14 protein-coding genes are annotated in these 14,196 nt (G+C 61.2%); 11 read left to right on the forward strand and 3 right to left on the reverse strand.

All coding sequences use genetic code 11. The features are described 5' to 3' along the window. Positions 1–188 precede the first annotated feature (188 nt). Entirely contained in the window at positions 189–1,595 is a 1,407-nt protein-coding gene (locus tag PDR5_RS16790; protein ID WP_064597299.1) for a purine-cytosine permease family protein, read from the reverse strand. Between the two features lie 324 nt (positions 1,596–1,919). Between PDR5_RS16790 and PDR5_RS16795 the strand changes: the two genes are divergently transcribed. After that, on the forward strand, positions 1,920–2,405 hold the full coding sequence (locus PDR5_RS16795) for a flavin reductase family protein (protein ID WP_064597301.1): 486 nt from the start codon (positions 1,920–1,922) through the stop codon (positions 2,403–2,405). Positions 2,406–2,472: 67 nt separating this feature from the next. Next, a complete protein-coding gene (locus PDR5_RS16800) occupies positions 2,473–3,516 on the forward strand; it encodes an LLM class flavin-dependent oxidoreductase (protein WP_064597304.1) in 1,044 nt (347 codons plus the stop codon). A gap of 76 nt (positions 3,517–3,592) precedes the next feature. On the opposite strand, the gene PDR5_RS16805 is transcribed toward PDR5_RS16800, so the two are convergent. After that, positions 3,593–4,039, reverse strand: a complete 447-nt coding sequence (locus tag PDR5_RS16805) for a winged helix-turn-helix transcriptional regulator (protein WP_064597306.1) — start codon at positions 4,037–4,039, stop codon at positions 3,593–3,595. Positions 4,040–4,223: 184 nt separating this feature from the next. Between PDR5_RS16805 and PDR5_RS16810 the strand changes: the two genes are divergently transcribed. The 7 genes from PDR5_RS16810 to PDR5_RS16840 all read left to right on the forward strand — a co-directional run bounded on the left by PDR5_RS16810 (position 4,224) and on the right by PDR5_RS16840 (position 11,361). Then, positions 4,224–5,042: an alpha/beta fold hydrolase gene (locus tag PDR5_RS16810; RefSeq protein WP_064597308.1), complete on the forward strand. Its 819-nt coding sequence runs from the start codon at positions 4,224–4,226 to the stop codon at positions 5,040–5,042. A gap of 260 nt (positions 5,043–5,302) precedes the next feature. After that, entirely contained in the window at positions 5,303–6,610 is a 1,308-nt protein-coding gene (locus PDR5_RS16815; protein WP_064597310.1) for a flavin-containing monooxygenase, read from the forward strand. Between the two features lie 58 nt (positions 6,611–6,668). Continuing rightward, positions 6,669–7,085: a RidA family protein gene (locus PDR5_RS16820; protein ID WP_007950460.1), complete on the forward strand. Its 417-nt coding sequence runs from the start codon at positions 6,669–6,671 to the stop codon at positions 7,083–7,085. Between the two features lie 27 nt (positions 7,086–7,112). After that, positions 7,113–7,790 carry a DUF1028 domain-containing protein gene (locus tag PDR5_RS16825; protein WP_064597313.1) on the forward strand — a complete coding sequence of 226 codons (678 nt, stop codon included), beginning with the start codon at positions 7,113–7,115 and terminating at the stop codon, positions 7,788–7,790. Further along, on the forward strand, positions 7,787–8,935 hold the full coding sequence (gene argE, locus PDR5_RS16830; RefSeq protein ID WP_064597314.1) for an acetylornithine deacetylase: 1,149 nt from the start codon (positions 7,787–7,789) through the stop codon (positions 8,933–8,935). Before PDR5_RS16825 ends, argE begins: the two co-directional genes overlap by 4 nt. Before the next feature lie 287 nt (positions 8,936–9,222). After that, positions 9,223–10,638, forward strand: coding sequence for a purine-cytosine permease family protein (locus PDR5_RS16835; protein ID WP_064597316.1), 1,416 nt, complete (start codon positions 9,223–9,225; stop codon positions 10,636–10,638). 99 nt (positions 10,639–10,737) lie between these two features. Beyond that, entirely contained in the window at positions 10,738–11,361 is a 624-nt protein-coding gene (locus PDR5_RS16840) for a glutathione S-transferase family protein (RefSeq protein WP_064597319.1), read from the forward strand. Between the two features lie 6 nt (positions 11,362–11,367). Here the strand turns inward: PDR5_RS16840 and PDR5_RS16845 are convergent, their stop codons facing one another. Next, positions 11,368–11,865, reverse strand: coding sequence for a winged helix-turn-helix transcriptional regulator (locus PDR5_RS16845; protein ID WP_064597321.1), 498 nt, complete (start codon positions 11,863–11,865; stop codon positions 11,368–11,370). Between the two features lie 99 nt (positions 11,866–11,964). Between PDR5_RS16845 and PDR5_RS16850 the strand changes: the two genes are divergently transcribed. Next, the gene (locus PDR5_RS16850; protein WP_064597323.1) at positions 11,965–12,603 is read left to right on the forward strand and encodes an isochorismatase family cysteine hydrolase; all 639 of its coding nucleotides are present in this window, start codon (positions 11,965–11,967) and stop codon (positions 12,601–12,603) included. Continuing rightward, positions 12,600–14,165, forward strand: coding sequence for an aldehyde dehydrogenase (NADP(+)) (locus tag PDR5_RS16855; RefSeq protein WP_064597325.1), 1,566 nt, complete (start codon positions 12,600–12,602; stop codon positions 14,163–14,165). Before PDR5_RS16850 ends, PDR5_RS16855 begins: the two co-directional genes overlap by 4 nt. Positions 14,166–14,196 lie beyond the last annotated feature (31 nt).

Consider the following 14,196-nt stretch of genomic DNA (forward strand, 5'->3'; position numbering starts at 1 on the left):
AAAATCAGCCATGGGCAAGGAAGGTGCAGCATTTAGTTGTGGCTTCGATTCTTGCTGACAGCGTAGACGCAGCACAGTAGCCGGTTGGCCAAAAGGGGATCGAAATGGCCAATTTGCATGACCGCCGGGATGCGGAAACAACAATGCCCGACGATGTGCCGGGCATTGTTTGGACAGCCAGCGAACGCTCAGTCGGTAAAACCCAACCGCGTCGCCCTGCTCTGCTGCGCCTGCCCGCGGGTCGCCAGGCAGTAATACAGCGGGCACGTCACGATCAGGCCGACCAGCCACGACAGGTCAGCGCCTTCCACCAGATTGGCATACGGCCCGACATACAACGATGTGTTGGCGAACGGCAGCTGCACGATGATGCCGATGAAGTAGGCAATGATCGCGTGCAGGTTGAAGCGCCCATAAATGCCACCATCGGCGCGGAAGATCGAGGCGATGTCGTAACTGCCGCGCTTGATCAGGTAGAAGTCGATCAGGTTGATCGACGCCCACGGCACCAGCACCAGCAGCAACGCGAGAATCAGCCCGATGAACTCGGAAATGAAATCCGCCGACGCACCCAGCGCCACCACGCAGCAACCCGTCAGCACCACGCTCGACAAGATCACCCGCACCTTGATGCTCGGCGTCCATTGGCTGGCAAAGGTCTGGATCGAGGTGATGATCGACAACACCGCGCCATACAGATTCAGCGCGTTGTGGCTGATGATGTTGAGCAGGAACAGCACCATCAGAATCGGCCCCAGCCAACCGGTGGACTGCTTGACCGCCGCCATCGCTTCGGTGCCGTCCGGGGTCGCCAGAACCGCCACCGCGCCGAAGGTGAACGACAGAATCGTGCCCAGCGTGGCGCCCAGATAAGTCGCGATAAATGGTCTGCCGATCCCGATGTCCGCCGGCAAGTAGCGGGAATAGTCGGAGACGTACGGCGAGAAACTGATCTGCCAGATGATCCCCAGCGATACCGTCGCCAGCCACCCGGACAGGTTGAAGCTGCCACGGGTAAAGAAGTCCGCCGGCAACTCATGGGCAAAGATGTAGATGAAACCGGCGAGCAGCGCGCTGCCCATCACCCAGGTGCCGATGCGGTTGAGCGTGTGAATGAAGTTGTAGCCGATCACGCCGATGACCGTGGCGCTGAGGGCGCCGATCAGAATGCTCAACGGCGCCGGCACCGACGGCGCAATGCCGACGATGGACTTGCCGGCCAGCACGATGTTGGAAATGAAGAAGCCGATATAGATGATCGCTGCGAAGAACACGATCAACAGCGCACCGTAACGCCCGAACTGACCACGGCTCTGCACCATCTGCGGAATGCCCATGCGCGGGCCTTGCGCCGACGCCAGGGCGATCACCACACCGCCGATCATGTGCCCCAGCGCAATCGCCAGCAGCCCCCAGAACAGGTCGAGATGAAACGCCTGGACCACCATGGCGCCGGTGACGATGGGCAGTGGCGCAATGTTGGTGCTGAACCAAAGGGTGAACAGGTCGCGGGCCTTCCCGTGGCGTTCCGCGAGTGGGACGTAGTCGACCGTGTGATTCTCGATCAACGGATCTTGCCGGGACATCTGGGACATAAAAATGAACTCGATTGGGTCTGTTCTTATCGTTGTATGAAGCCAAACCGGGGGTGCTTCGTGGCCACCCCTCAGATGAAGACCATATTATGGTATTCCAACATTTTCACAAGACTGATCCGCTCTTTACGACGGCATCTGATCCGGCATCCTCCCTGATAGCCAGCGCTCACGGCTAGAGCAAAGCCCCGTAAATGCTGAGTTTACGACGGATGAACCACGTTTATCGTTTCACCAAAAAAGCGCTTGCAATCGATGTATTACGGTATACCATCAGACCCATAAACACATAAAAACCGCTTCACCGCACTCGAGGATTGACCAATGATCGATGCTGCCGTCTACAAACAAGTCATGGGCTCGTTCCCGTCCGGTGTCACTGTCATCACCACGCTTGATGACGACGGCCAGATCGTCGGCCTCACCGCCAGCGCCTTCAGCTCGCTGTCGATGGACCCGGCCCTGGTGCTGTTCTGCCCCAACTACAGTTCCGACTCCTATCCCGTCCTGATCAAGAACAAACGCTTTGCCATTCACGTCCTGTCCGGCGGTCAGCAAAGCGAAGCCTACGCCTTCGCCCGCAAAGGCAAGGACAAGGCGCAGGGCATCGAGTGGACGCTGAGCGAACTGGGCAACCCGATCCTCGCCAACGCGACAGCTATCATCGAATGTGAGCTGTGGCGCGAATACGAAGGCGGCGACCACGCGATCATGGTCGGCGCGGTGAAGAACCTCATCGTCCCTCAGCAGGACACCGGCCCGCTGGTGTACTGCCACGGCAAGATGGGCGCCCTGCCCGCCTTCGCCTGACACGCACGATTGCACTTAAACAGGCCGGCAAGCGACCGGCCGACCACAAGAGATTCGAGGTAGCGTCATGAAATTTTCCCTGTTCGTACACATGGAGCGCTGGGACGAAAGCGTCAGCCACCGTCAACTGTTCGAAGACCTGACCGAACTGACGTTGATGGCCGAGGCCGGTGGTTTCAGCACCGTGTGGATCGGCGAACACCACGCGATGGAATACACCATCTCGCCGAGCCCGATGCCGCTGCTGGCCTACCTCGCGGCCAAGACCACCACCATTCACCTGGGCGCCGGCACCATCATCGCGCCGTTCTGGCACCCTCTGCGGGTCGCCGGTGAATGCGCGTTGCTCGACGTGATCAGCAACGGCCGAATGGAAGTCGGCCTGGCACGTGGCGCCTACCAGGTGGAATTCGACCGCATGGCCGGCGGCATGCCCGCCTCCAGCGGTGGACAGGCACTGCGGGAAATGGTCCCGGTGGTGCGCGCCCTGTGGCAAGGCGACTACGCCCACAACGGCGACATCTGGAAATTCCCCACCTCCACCAGCGTGCCGAAACCCATCCAGAAGCCGAACCCGCCGATGTGGATCGCCGCCCGCGACCCGGACTCGCACAACTTCGCCGTTGCCAACGGTTGCAACGTGATGGTCACGCCGCTGATGAAGGGCGACGAAGAAGTCCTCGATCTGAAGAACAAGTTCCAGACTGCGCTGGACAACAACCCCGATGTGCCGCGTCCACAATTGATGGTGCTGCGTCATACCCACGTGCACTCGGCGGATGACCCGGAAGGCTGGAAGGTGGGCGCGAAAGCCATCTCACGTTTCTATCGCACGTTCGATGCGTGGTTCGGCAACAAGGAAGTGCCGGTGAACGGCTTCCTGGCGCCGAGCCCGGAAGAGAAATTTGCCGGACGGCCAGAGTTTGAGCTGGAGAGCCTGCACAAGACGGCCATGATCGGCACGCCGGAAGAGATCATTCCACGGATCAAGTACTACCAGGAACTGGGGGTGGATGAGTTCAGTTTCTGGTGCGACAACAGCTTGCCGCATGCGGAGAAGAAGAAGTCGCTGGAGTTGTTTATCAAGCATGTGGTGCCGGCGTTTCGTTAAATACGCCAAGCGACCCTGAGAGTGCAGAGCGCCCCGAACAGAACGTCGGGGCGCTTTTTTTTGTCTGACGCAGGTGTCAGTACGCAGTCGAAGTTGTCGCGATATCTTCCGGCGCCAAATGGCGTCCATCGGCCGACAGTAACTCCAGCTTCCTGATCGGCTTTCGCTTTTGCGCATCCACCATCACCGACCCCGCCTCGCCCGGCTCGAACATGAACTCCCCACCCCACTGCGACAACGCGACGATCACGGTTTGCAACGCCCGGCCCTTTTCAGTCAGCACGTACTCCTTGTAGGCGCTGCCGTCGGACGCCGGCACCAGACGCAGGATGCCCCGCTCCACCAGCCCTTTGAGCCGCATGCTCAACATGTTCTTGGCGATTTCCAGGCTCTTCTCGAAATCGCTGAAACGACTGATGCCTTCCAGCGCGTCGCGGATGATCAGCAACGACCACCAGTCGCCGATCAGGTCCAGCGTCCGGGCAACCGGGCAGATGTTGCCCTCCAGGCTTTTGCGTTTCATCCAGCGCTCTCCAGCAAAACGGTCATCAAATCGTGGTTGCATCTTACAACTCTGACGCCCGCAGGCGTCTACGCTGATTGGCTGGCGAAACTTAGCACCTGCGTACAAGTAGGCCAGACGCTTAACCGCGATAGTCAGCGATGCCATCCCGGCAACCACACACGCCCCGACACAAGGAGTTTTCATGAGCACCTTCACGACCCAAGACGGCACCGAGATCTATTTCAAGGACTGGGGCAGCGGCAAGCCCGTGCTGTTCAGCCACGGCTGGCCGCTGGACGCCGACATGTGGGAATACCAGATGGAATACCTGAGCAGCCGCGGCTACCGCACCATCGCCTTCGACCGTCGTGGATTCGGGCGCTCCGAGCAGCCTTGGACCGGCTACGACTACGACACCTTCGCCGATGACATCGCGCAACTGATCGAACACCTCGACCTGCGTGACGTGACCCTGGTCGGCTTCTCCATGGGCGGTGGCGATGTCAGCCGCTACATCGCGCGCCACGGCAGCGAGCGCGTTGCCGGGCTGGTGTTGCTGGGCGCGGTGACCCCGCTGTTCGGCAAGAAACCGGACTTCGCCGAGGGCGTCGACAAGTCGGTATTCGACGGGATCAAGGCGGGTCTTTTGAAGGATCGCGCGCAGTTCATCGCAGACTTCAACACGCCGTTCTATGGCCTCGATAAAGGTCAGAAAGTTTCGGACGGCGTGCTGACACAAACCCTGAATATTGCGCTGCTGGCCTCGCTCAAAGGCACCGTGGATTGCGTCACCGCGTTCTCGGAAACCGACTTCCGCCCTGACATGGCGAAAATCGATGTACCGACCCTGGTGATCCATGGCGACGGCGACGTCATCGTGCCGTTCGAAACCACCGGCAAACGCGCCGCCGAGCAAATCAAGGGTGCCGAGCTGAAGGTTTATGCCGGTGCGCCGCACGGGTTTGCCGTGACGCATGCGCAGGCACTGAACGAAGACCTGCTGGCTTTCCTCAATCGTTGAGTTCGATGTAAATCAAGCGCCAACTGAAAAGGGCCGTCGACACACCTGTCGACGGCCCTTTTTTTCGTTGTCCCGGATTCCGGCTCCAGGGCGAACCCCTTTGTTTACGGGGCTTTCAGGCCTCTGCATCACGTTTTTATCTTCACATGCCAGCTTAATAATATTTTACCGATAACCACCCCCTCCCTAGTCTGATCCCAAGCACAGAGAACAGGTCGACAGCGACCTGAATCCAACGGCCTCGTGAGAAGGGATCAGAGATGACCACTGAAATAATAAAAACAGACACGCTTGTTGTCGGCGCCGGTCAAGCGGGTGTGGCCATGAGTGAACACCTGAGCAAACTCGGTGTGCCGCACCTCGTTCTGGAGCGCAACCGCATTGCCGAGCGCTGGCGCACCGGACGCTGGGACTCGCTGGTGGCCAACGGTCCGGCGTGGCACGACCGGTTTCCGGGGATGGAATTCGATGATGTCGATCCGGACGGTTTCGCCCACAAGGAACGCGTCGCCGACTACTTCGAAGCCTATGCGAAGAAATTCAATGCGCCGATCCGCACCGGCGTCGATGTGAAAAGCGTGGTGCGCAATGTCGGGCGTCCGGGCTTCACCGTAGAGACCTCCGAGGGCGTGATCGAAGCGGCTCGCGTCGTCGCCGCCACCGGCCCGTTCCAGCGTCCGGTGATCCCGGCCATTGCGCCGAAAGATGAGCGTCTGCTGCAGATTCACTCGGCCGACTATCGCAACCCGCAACAACTGCCGGCCGGCGCGGTGCTGGTGGTCGGCGCCGGCTCGTCGGGCGTGCAGATCGCCGACGAATTGCAGCGCTCTGGCAAGCAGGTTTACCTCTCGGTCGGCGCCCATGACCGCCCTCCTCGCGCTTACCGCAACCGTGATTTCTGCTGGTGGCTTGGTGTGCTCGGCGAATGGGATCAAGCCGCGATGAAACCCGGCCGCGAGCACGTGACCATCGCCGTCAGCGGCGCCCATGGTGGTCGCACCATCGACTTCCGTGGCCTGGCCCATCGCGGCATGACCCTGGTTGGCGTCACCGAATCGTTCAGCGACGGCGTGGTGACCTTCAAACAGGACCTGCGCGACAACCTCAAACGTGGCGACGAGAACTACCTCGCGCTGCTGGATGCCGCCGACGCCTACATCGAACGCAACGGCCTCGACCTGCCGCTGGAACCGGAAGCCCGCGAAACTTATCCGGATCCTGAATGCGTGAAAAACCCGCTGACCGATCTCGATCTGGCCGCCGCCGGTATCACCTCGATCATCTGGGCCACCGGGTTTGCCGTGGACTATTCGTGGCTGAAAGTCGCCGCTTTCGACGACAACGGCAAGCCGCAGCACCAGCGCGGTGTGTCCAGCGAGTCGGGTGTGTATTTCCTCGGCTTGCCGTGGCAGTCGCGACGCGGTTCGTCGTTCATCTGGGGCGTTTGGCACGACGCCAAGCACGTGGCCGATCACATCGCCACCCAGCGCAAATACCTGGCTTATCGCGATGCCGAACAACGCGAAGCCGCGCTGCACAACCACGCTGTCGACACCGTCGACGCTTGATTTCCCTCTTCAGTACCGGCGCCTGTCGCGCCGGGTTCGATTTCGTCAGGAGCCGCACATGAGTCAGCCAACCCACACCCGCATCCGTATGTTCAACACCAAGGACACCTACCCGAACCAGACCCTGGACAATGACCTGTGCCAGGCTGTGCGCGCCGGCAACACCGTGTATGTGCGTGGTCAGGTCGGGACCAATTTCGATGGCGAACTGGTCGGCCTCGGCGACCCGCGCGCGCAGACCGAACAGGCGATGCGCAACGTCAAGCAATTGCTCGAAGAGGCCGGCAGCGACCTGAGCCATATCGTCAAGACCACCACTTACCTGATCGACCCGCGCTACCGCGAGCCGGTGTATCAGGAAGTCGGCAAATGGCTGAAAGGCGTGTTCCCGATCTCCACCGGGCTGGTGGTGTCGGCCTTGGGTCAGCCGCAATGGCTGATGGAGATTGATGTGGTTGCGGTGATCCCCGAGTAATTCGACCTTAGCGAAAGGAGGCCACACATGACATTTTCCATCGCCGCCCGTTGCCCCGAAACCGGTCAGTTCGGCATCGCCATCAGCTCCTCCAGCATCGCCGTCGGCGCCCGCTGCCCGTGGCTGTTGCCGGGGGTTGGCGCGGTGTCGAGCCAGAACATCACCCTGCCGTCGCTCGGCCCGGAAGTGCTTGTCCTGATGGAACAAGGCCTGGCACCCGAGGCTGCACTGGACAAGGTGCTGACCCGCAACGGCTACAGCCAGTACCGGCAGATCACGGCGATCAACCACCTCGGCCAGACCGCGCATTTCAGTGGTGCGCAAACCCTGGGCGTACACAACGCCGTGTCCGGCGAACAATGCGTGGCGGCCGGCAACATGCTCGCCGGGCGCTCAGTGATCGAAGCCATGATCAGCGCGTTCGAGGACGGCGAAGGCCAACTGGCCGATCGCCTGATCAAGGCCTTGCACGCCGCCCAGGCCTTGGGCGGTGAAGCGGGCCCGGTGCATTCGGCAGCCGTGGTCGTGGTCGGTGAGCTGACCTGGCCCATCGTCAACCTGCGGGTGGACTGGGCCGATGAGGACCCGATCGGCCAACTGCAAAAACTCTGGGACGCCTATCGTCCGCAGCTTCAGGACTACATCGACCGCGCCCTCGATCCGGCAAAGGCGCCGGGTTATGGAGTCGCCGGAGACGATCGATGAGCAACAGCGTCGCGTTGCTCAAGACGCTGGTGGGGTTCGATACCACCAGCCGCGAGTCCAACCTGCAATTGATCGACTTAGTGCGCAGCTATCTCGAAAGCTTCGATGTGCCGTGCGAACTGATCTACAACGATGAGCGCAGCAAGGCCAACCTGTTCGCCACGATCGGCCCGGCCGATCAGCCGGGCATCGTGCTGTCGGGGCATACCGATGTGGTGCCGGTCGATGGCCAGCCATGGACGCTACCGCCGTTCGAACTCAGCGAGCGCGACGGCAAGCTTTACGGACGAGGCACGGCGGACATGAAGGGCTACATCGCCTGCGTGCTCGCGTTGGTGCCGTCGCTGATCGAAGCACCTTTGCGCCTGCCGGTGCACATCGCCCTGTCCTACGACGAAGAGGTCGGTTGCCTCGGCGTGCGCTCGTTGCTCAAGGTGCTGGAGCAACGTCCAGTGAAACCGCTGCTGTGCATCATCGGCGAGCCGACCGAACTCAAACCGGTGCTCGGGCACAAGGGCAAACTGGCGATGCGCTGCGATGTCCAGGGTCACGCCTGTCACTCGGCTTACGCGCCACTTGGGGTCAACGCCATCGAATGCGCCGCCGAGCTGATCGGCGAGCTGGGACGCATCGGTCGCCAACTCAAGGATGAACACCTCGATCCGCGTTTCGACCCGCCGTATTCCACGGTGCAAACCGGCGTGATCGGCGGTGGCAAGGCGTTGAACATCGTCCCCGCCGATTGCCGTTTCGACTTCGAAATCCGTGCCCTGCCCTCGCAGGACCCGGCGTTGGTCGCGCAGCAACTCAAGGCCTACGCCGAACAGCAAATGCTGCCGCGAATGCGAGCCGTCAGCGAGCAGAGCGATATCCGTTTCAGCGAATTGTCGGCGTATCCGGGGCTGGCCACAGATGCCCGGAGCAAGGCTGCGGAACTGATCGCCACGTTCTGCGGCTCGGACGATTTCGGCACCGTGGCCTTTGGCACCGAAGGCGGATTGTTCGACGCGGCGGGGATTCCCACGGTGGTGTGCGGCCCCGGCAGCATGGATCAGGGCCACAAGCCGGACGAGTTCGTCAGCGTCGATCAGCTCACGGCCTGCGATGCGATGCTGCAACGGATGCTGGTGTCGATTCGCCTCTGAAAAAACGCCTGGCTGCTGGATTTAAATCCGCAGCCAAGCCGCCGGTTCACCGACAGACAGCTGCTCCGATGGAGGTCAGCTGCATTGTCGTTCATGGCGCTAGAACGCCCGAGGCAGAGCGTTTTCAGCTGACCGGAGAGCCTCGTTTTTTTAACGCCTGAAGCAACAAAACTACTAATTTATCTCTGCCCTTTCCTTGCCCATGATCACCCCAACAAGAAATGCGCCGTCCGTGCCGGCGCTCACTGAAGTACGTCCACGTACTCGTCCTTGCCTTGGAGTTCGTCATGACCACCTCTGCATCAACGTCTGCACCGCTCATTGAAAAACACACGATCGGCTACGTGCCGCCCGAAGATCGCCACGGAAAGGTTCGGGATCTGTTCACCCTCTGGTTCGGCGGCAACATCGCGCCGCTGCCCATCGTCACCGGCGCTCTCGGCGTGCAACTGTTTCACCTGAATCTGGTGTGGGGCATCGTCGCCATTCTGGTCGGCCATCTGGTCGGCGGTGTGCTGATGGCGCTGCACTCGGCGCAAGGCCCGCAGATGGGCATCCCGCAGATGATCCAGAGCCGCGCGCAATTCGGCTCCCTCGGCGCGCTGCTGGTGGTGTTGATTGCCGGCGTCATGTACATCGGCTTCTTCGCCTCCAACATCGTGCTGGCCGGCAAGTCCCTGCATGGCGTGGTCGACAGCGTTCCAGTGCCCGTCGGCATCGTCATCGGTGCGCTGGGTTCGGGGATCATCGGGATCATCGGTTACCGCTTCATCCACGTGCTCAACCGCATCGGCACCTGGGTGCTGGGGATCGGCATCGTGATCGGTTTCGGCTACATCCTCACCCACATCCAGACCGATGATTTCCTCACGCGCGGCAGCTTCAACCTTTCGGGATGGCTGGCAACGGTGTCGCTGGCGGCGCTGTGGCAGATCGCGTTTGCGCCTTACGTGTCGGACTACTCGCGTTACCTGCCGGCGAACGTGCCGGTGGCGGCGACCTTCTGGACGACCTATCTGGGATCGGCGCTGGGCTCGAGCCTGTCGTTCGTGTTCGGCGCCGTCGCCGTGCTGGCAACCCCGGTGGGCATGGACACCATGGACGCGGTGAAACTCGCCACCGGCGCCATCGGCCCGCTGATGCTGGTGCTGTTTCTGATCAGCGTCATCAGCCACAACGCCCTCAACCTGTACGGCGCGGTGCTGTCGCTGATCACGCTGGTGCAGACCTTCGCCTACCGCTGGATTCCAACTGCCAAGAGCCGCGCAGTGATTTCGATCATCGTCCTGCTGGCTTGCTGCTTCGCTGCGGTCGGCGCCTCGGCGGACTTCATCGGCCACTTCGTCGACATGGTGCTGGTGCTGTTGGTCGTACTGGTGCCGTGGACCGCGATCAATCTGATCGACTTCTACGCCATCCACAAAGGCCAGTACGACATCGGCTCGATCTTCCAGGTCGATGGCGGCATCTACGGTCGTTACAACCCGCAGGCCTTGCTGGCCTATGCGATCGGTATCGCGGTGCAGATTCCGTTCATGAACACGCCGCTGTATGTCGGGCCGGTGTCGGCGCACATCAACGGCGCGGACCTGTCGTGGCTGGTTGGCTTGCTGGTGACTTCGCCGCTGTATTTCTGGCTGGCGACCCGTGACAGTGCTTATCGGCGGCGGCTGACCTCCGAGAAACTGGCGGGCAGTCTCTGAGATTGACTCGATGCACCAACAAGGCCCGCTGTTCGCGGGCCTTCTGCTTTGCGTTGTGCTATTTCTTTACGCCCGACGACAACCGGAGATGGAAATCCAATGCTGCGAATTCTGGGCAAAGCCTCATCGATCAATGTGCGCAAAGTGCTGTGGACCTGTGCTGAACTGAATCTTCCCTTCGAACGCGAAGACTGGGGCTCAGGTTTTCAATCAACGTTGACGCCGCAGTTTCTCGCACTCAATCCCTGCGCGATGGTGCCGGTGATTCAGGACGATGACTTCACGCTGTGGGAATCGAACTCGATCATTCGCTACCTGGCGTCGCGCTACGTCGGCGAGCAACTTTACCCGAGCGAGGCGCGTGCCCGCGCGCAGGTGGATCAATGGATCGACTGGCAGGCTTCGGAGCTGAACAAATCCTGGTCTTACGCGTTCATGTCGCTGGTACGCAAGTCACCTGCGCATCAGCACAGCGTTGCTCTCGCGACCGGTTGCCGGGAGTGGGCAAGGCACATGGAGATCCTCGACCGGCAGCTGCAAAAAACCGGCGCCTATGTCAGCGGCGAGCAGTTTTCCCTCGCCGACATCCCTATCGGCCTGTCGGTCAATCGCTGGTTCGAGACGCCGCTGGAGCATCCGCACCTGCCCGCAGTGAGCGCTTATTACGAACGCCTGAGCCAACACCCCGCTTACCGATTGCACGGACGAAATGGCACGCCGTGATTTCAGTCATTTGTTTTTGAACGCCTCACGCCGCGCCTGTCGTTCCGCGGCGTACGCCTCTTGCGGCTGGCTGATCAAATCCTCACGGCGCAACACTTCACCGCAGTGATAGCACATCGGTCCGAGGCCGGCGCTGTGGTTGCAGTTCTTGTGGGTCATGTTCACCGCCAGCCCCTCCTCCGGCGATTTGCACCAGGTCTCGCCCCAGGCGCGCAGCGCGATCACCACCGGGTAAAACGCCTCACCCTTTGCGGTGAGGTGGTACTCGTAGCGTTTCGGCCGCTCGTTGTACAAGCGGCGCTCGACCAGTCCGTCCGCCTCCAGGCTTTTCAGACGGGCGGCGACCATCTGCGGCGTGCCGCCGGTCTGCGCCAGGATCTCGTCATAGCGATGGCTGCCCATGAACAATTCGCGCAAAACCAGCACCGTCCAGCGGTCGCCGACGATCAACTCGGCCCGGGAAATCGGGCACAGGGTCTCAGGAAGACTATCGTTTACAGCCATCAGGGCTTGCCTCTTACACAGTTACTATGATTATCATATCAACACGATGCGGGAACAAGCCCTGAGCATCGATCACTCTCATTGCCGGAGTACATCGTCATGTCGAAACCTCTTTATCCGCTCGACAGAACCGCCTACCTGCTGGTCGATCCGTACAACGATTTTCTCTCCGAGGGCGGCAAGATCTTTCCGCTGCTCAAACCGATGGCCGAGCAGAACGGACTGCTCGACAACCTGCGCAAACTCGATCACGCCGTGCGGGCCCTGCCGATTCCGGTGGTCATCGTACCGCATCATCGCTGGGTCAAAGGCGACTACGAGAACTGGGATCACCCAACCCCTACCCAACAAAAGATCATGCACATGCACCACTTTGCGCGCGGCGAATGGGGCGGTGAATGGCACCCGGATTTCGCACCGAAGGACGGCGACATCGTGGTTCAGGAACACTGGGGCTCCAGTGGTTTCGCCAACACCGACCTGGATTTTCGCCTGAAACAGCAAGGCATCACCCACGTGATTATCGTCGGCCTGCTGGCCAACACCTGCATCGAAGCCACCGCCCGTTACGCTTCGGAACTCGGTTACCACGTCACGCTGGTGCGCGATGCGACCGCCGCGTTTAAAGAGGAAATGATGCACGCCGCCCACGAACTCAACGGCCCGACCTTCGCTCATGTCATCACCACCACGGACGAACTGATCGCCACTCTTCAGTCGCAAGGTGAAACGAAATGAGTCTGACCGGCCACCTGCTGATCGGCGCCGCTGACGTACCCGCCACTGAGGGCACGATGAAGGCGCTGAATCCGGCAACCAACACGCTGATCGAGCCGGAATTCGCCTTCGGTGGTACGGCCCAGGTCGATCAGGCGGCTACCCTCGCCGACGCGGCATTCGACACCTACAGCCACACCTCGCTGGCAGAACGTGCGGCGTTTCTCGAAAGCATCGCCGACAACCTCGACGCCGTCCGTGAGGAACTGGCCGCCCGCGCTGCCCTGGAAACCGGTCTGCCTAAGGCTCAACTGGAAGGCGAAGCCACCAAAGCTGCGACCCAGTTTCGCCAGTTCGCCGAGGTGGTGCGCAAGGGGCGCTTCCTGCAGCTGGCAATCGACCCGGCACAGCCGGAGCGTCAGCCGCGACCCCGAATGGATCATCGCCTGCAGAAAATCGCCATCGGCCCGGTGGCAATCTTCGGTGCGAGCAATTTTCCGATCTCCTATTCGGTGGCCGGCGGTGACACTGCGTCGGCACTCGCGGCCGGGGCGACGGTGATTCTCAAGGCACATAACGCGCATCCCGGTACATCGGAAATTCAGGCGCGCGCCATCCGCAAAGCGGTGCAGTCGCATGGCTTGCATGAAGGCGTTTTCTCCATGGTGCGCGGTGGTGGTAACGCCATCGGTGAAGCGCTGGTCGATCATCCCTTGATTAAAGCAGTAACGTTCACGGGTTCAGAGGTGGGCGGCATGGCGCTTTATCGTCGCGCTCAATCACGGCCTGATCCGATCCCGGTGTTTACCGAAATGACCAGCGTCAACCCGACCTTCATTTTGCCCGCCGCGCTGGCCGCGCGTGGCAGTGAGATCGGCGATGGCTTTGTCGAGCGGATGCTGGTGAATGTCGGCCAAGCCTGCCTGTGTCCATCGATCCTGATCGCGGTCGAGGGCGAAGGTCTGCAAGCGTTGCGCAGCGCGATGATCAAGCGAGTCAGCGAAGCGCCGGCGCGCACGATGCTGACGCCGGAGATTCACGGTTCATACGTCAAAGGGCTGGTTGCAATGGAAAGCGTGGGGGCGAATCTGGTGGCGGTCGGCGCGCCGTCGGATGGCCCGTTTGAGGGCCGCTCGGCGTTGCTGGAAGTCGGTGGCCAGCACTTTCTCAACGAAACCGCACTGGCCCATGAAGTGTTCGGCCCCGCTGCAATGCTGGTGACGGTCAGCGATGAGGAAGAACTGCTGGCAGTTGCCCGCTCGTTCAAGGGCCAACTGAGCGCAGCCATTCACCTTGAAGACCGCGATCTGGATCTGGCCCGGCGTCTGCTGCCGATCCTCGAGCGCCGCACCGGACGCATCGTGGTCAACGCCTTCGCCCATCCGCAGGAAGTGACCTTCGCCACCGTACATGGCGGCCCGTTCCCGGCCACGTCGGACAGCCGCTTCACCTCGGTCGGCAGGACCTCGATCGAGCGTTTTTTGCGGCCGGTGGCGTATCAGGGCTTTCCCGATGCATTGCTGCCGGAGGTGTTGCGCGACGCCAATCCACTCGACCTGCCCCGCAGCATCGACGGCCAATGAAAAATGCCCGGTTCGGCGAATCACCGAACCG

This window comes from Pseudomonas sp. DR 5-09, from assembly GCF_001655595.1.
Classification (GTDB): Bacteria; Pseudomonadota; Gammaproteobacteria; order Pseudomonadales; family Pseudomonadaceae; genus Aquipseudomonas; species Aquipseudomonas pharyngis.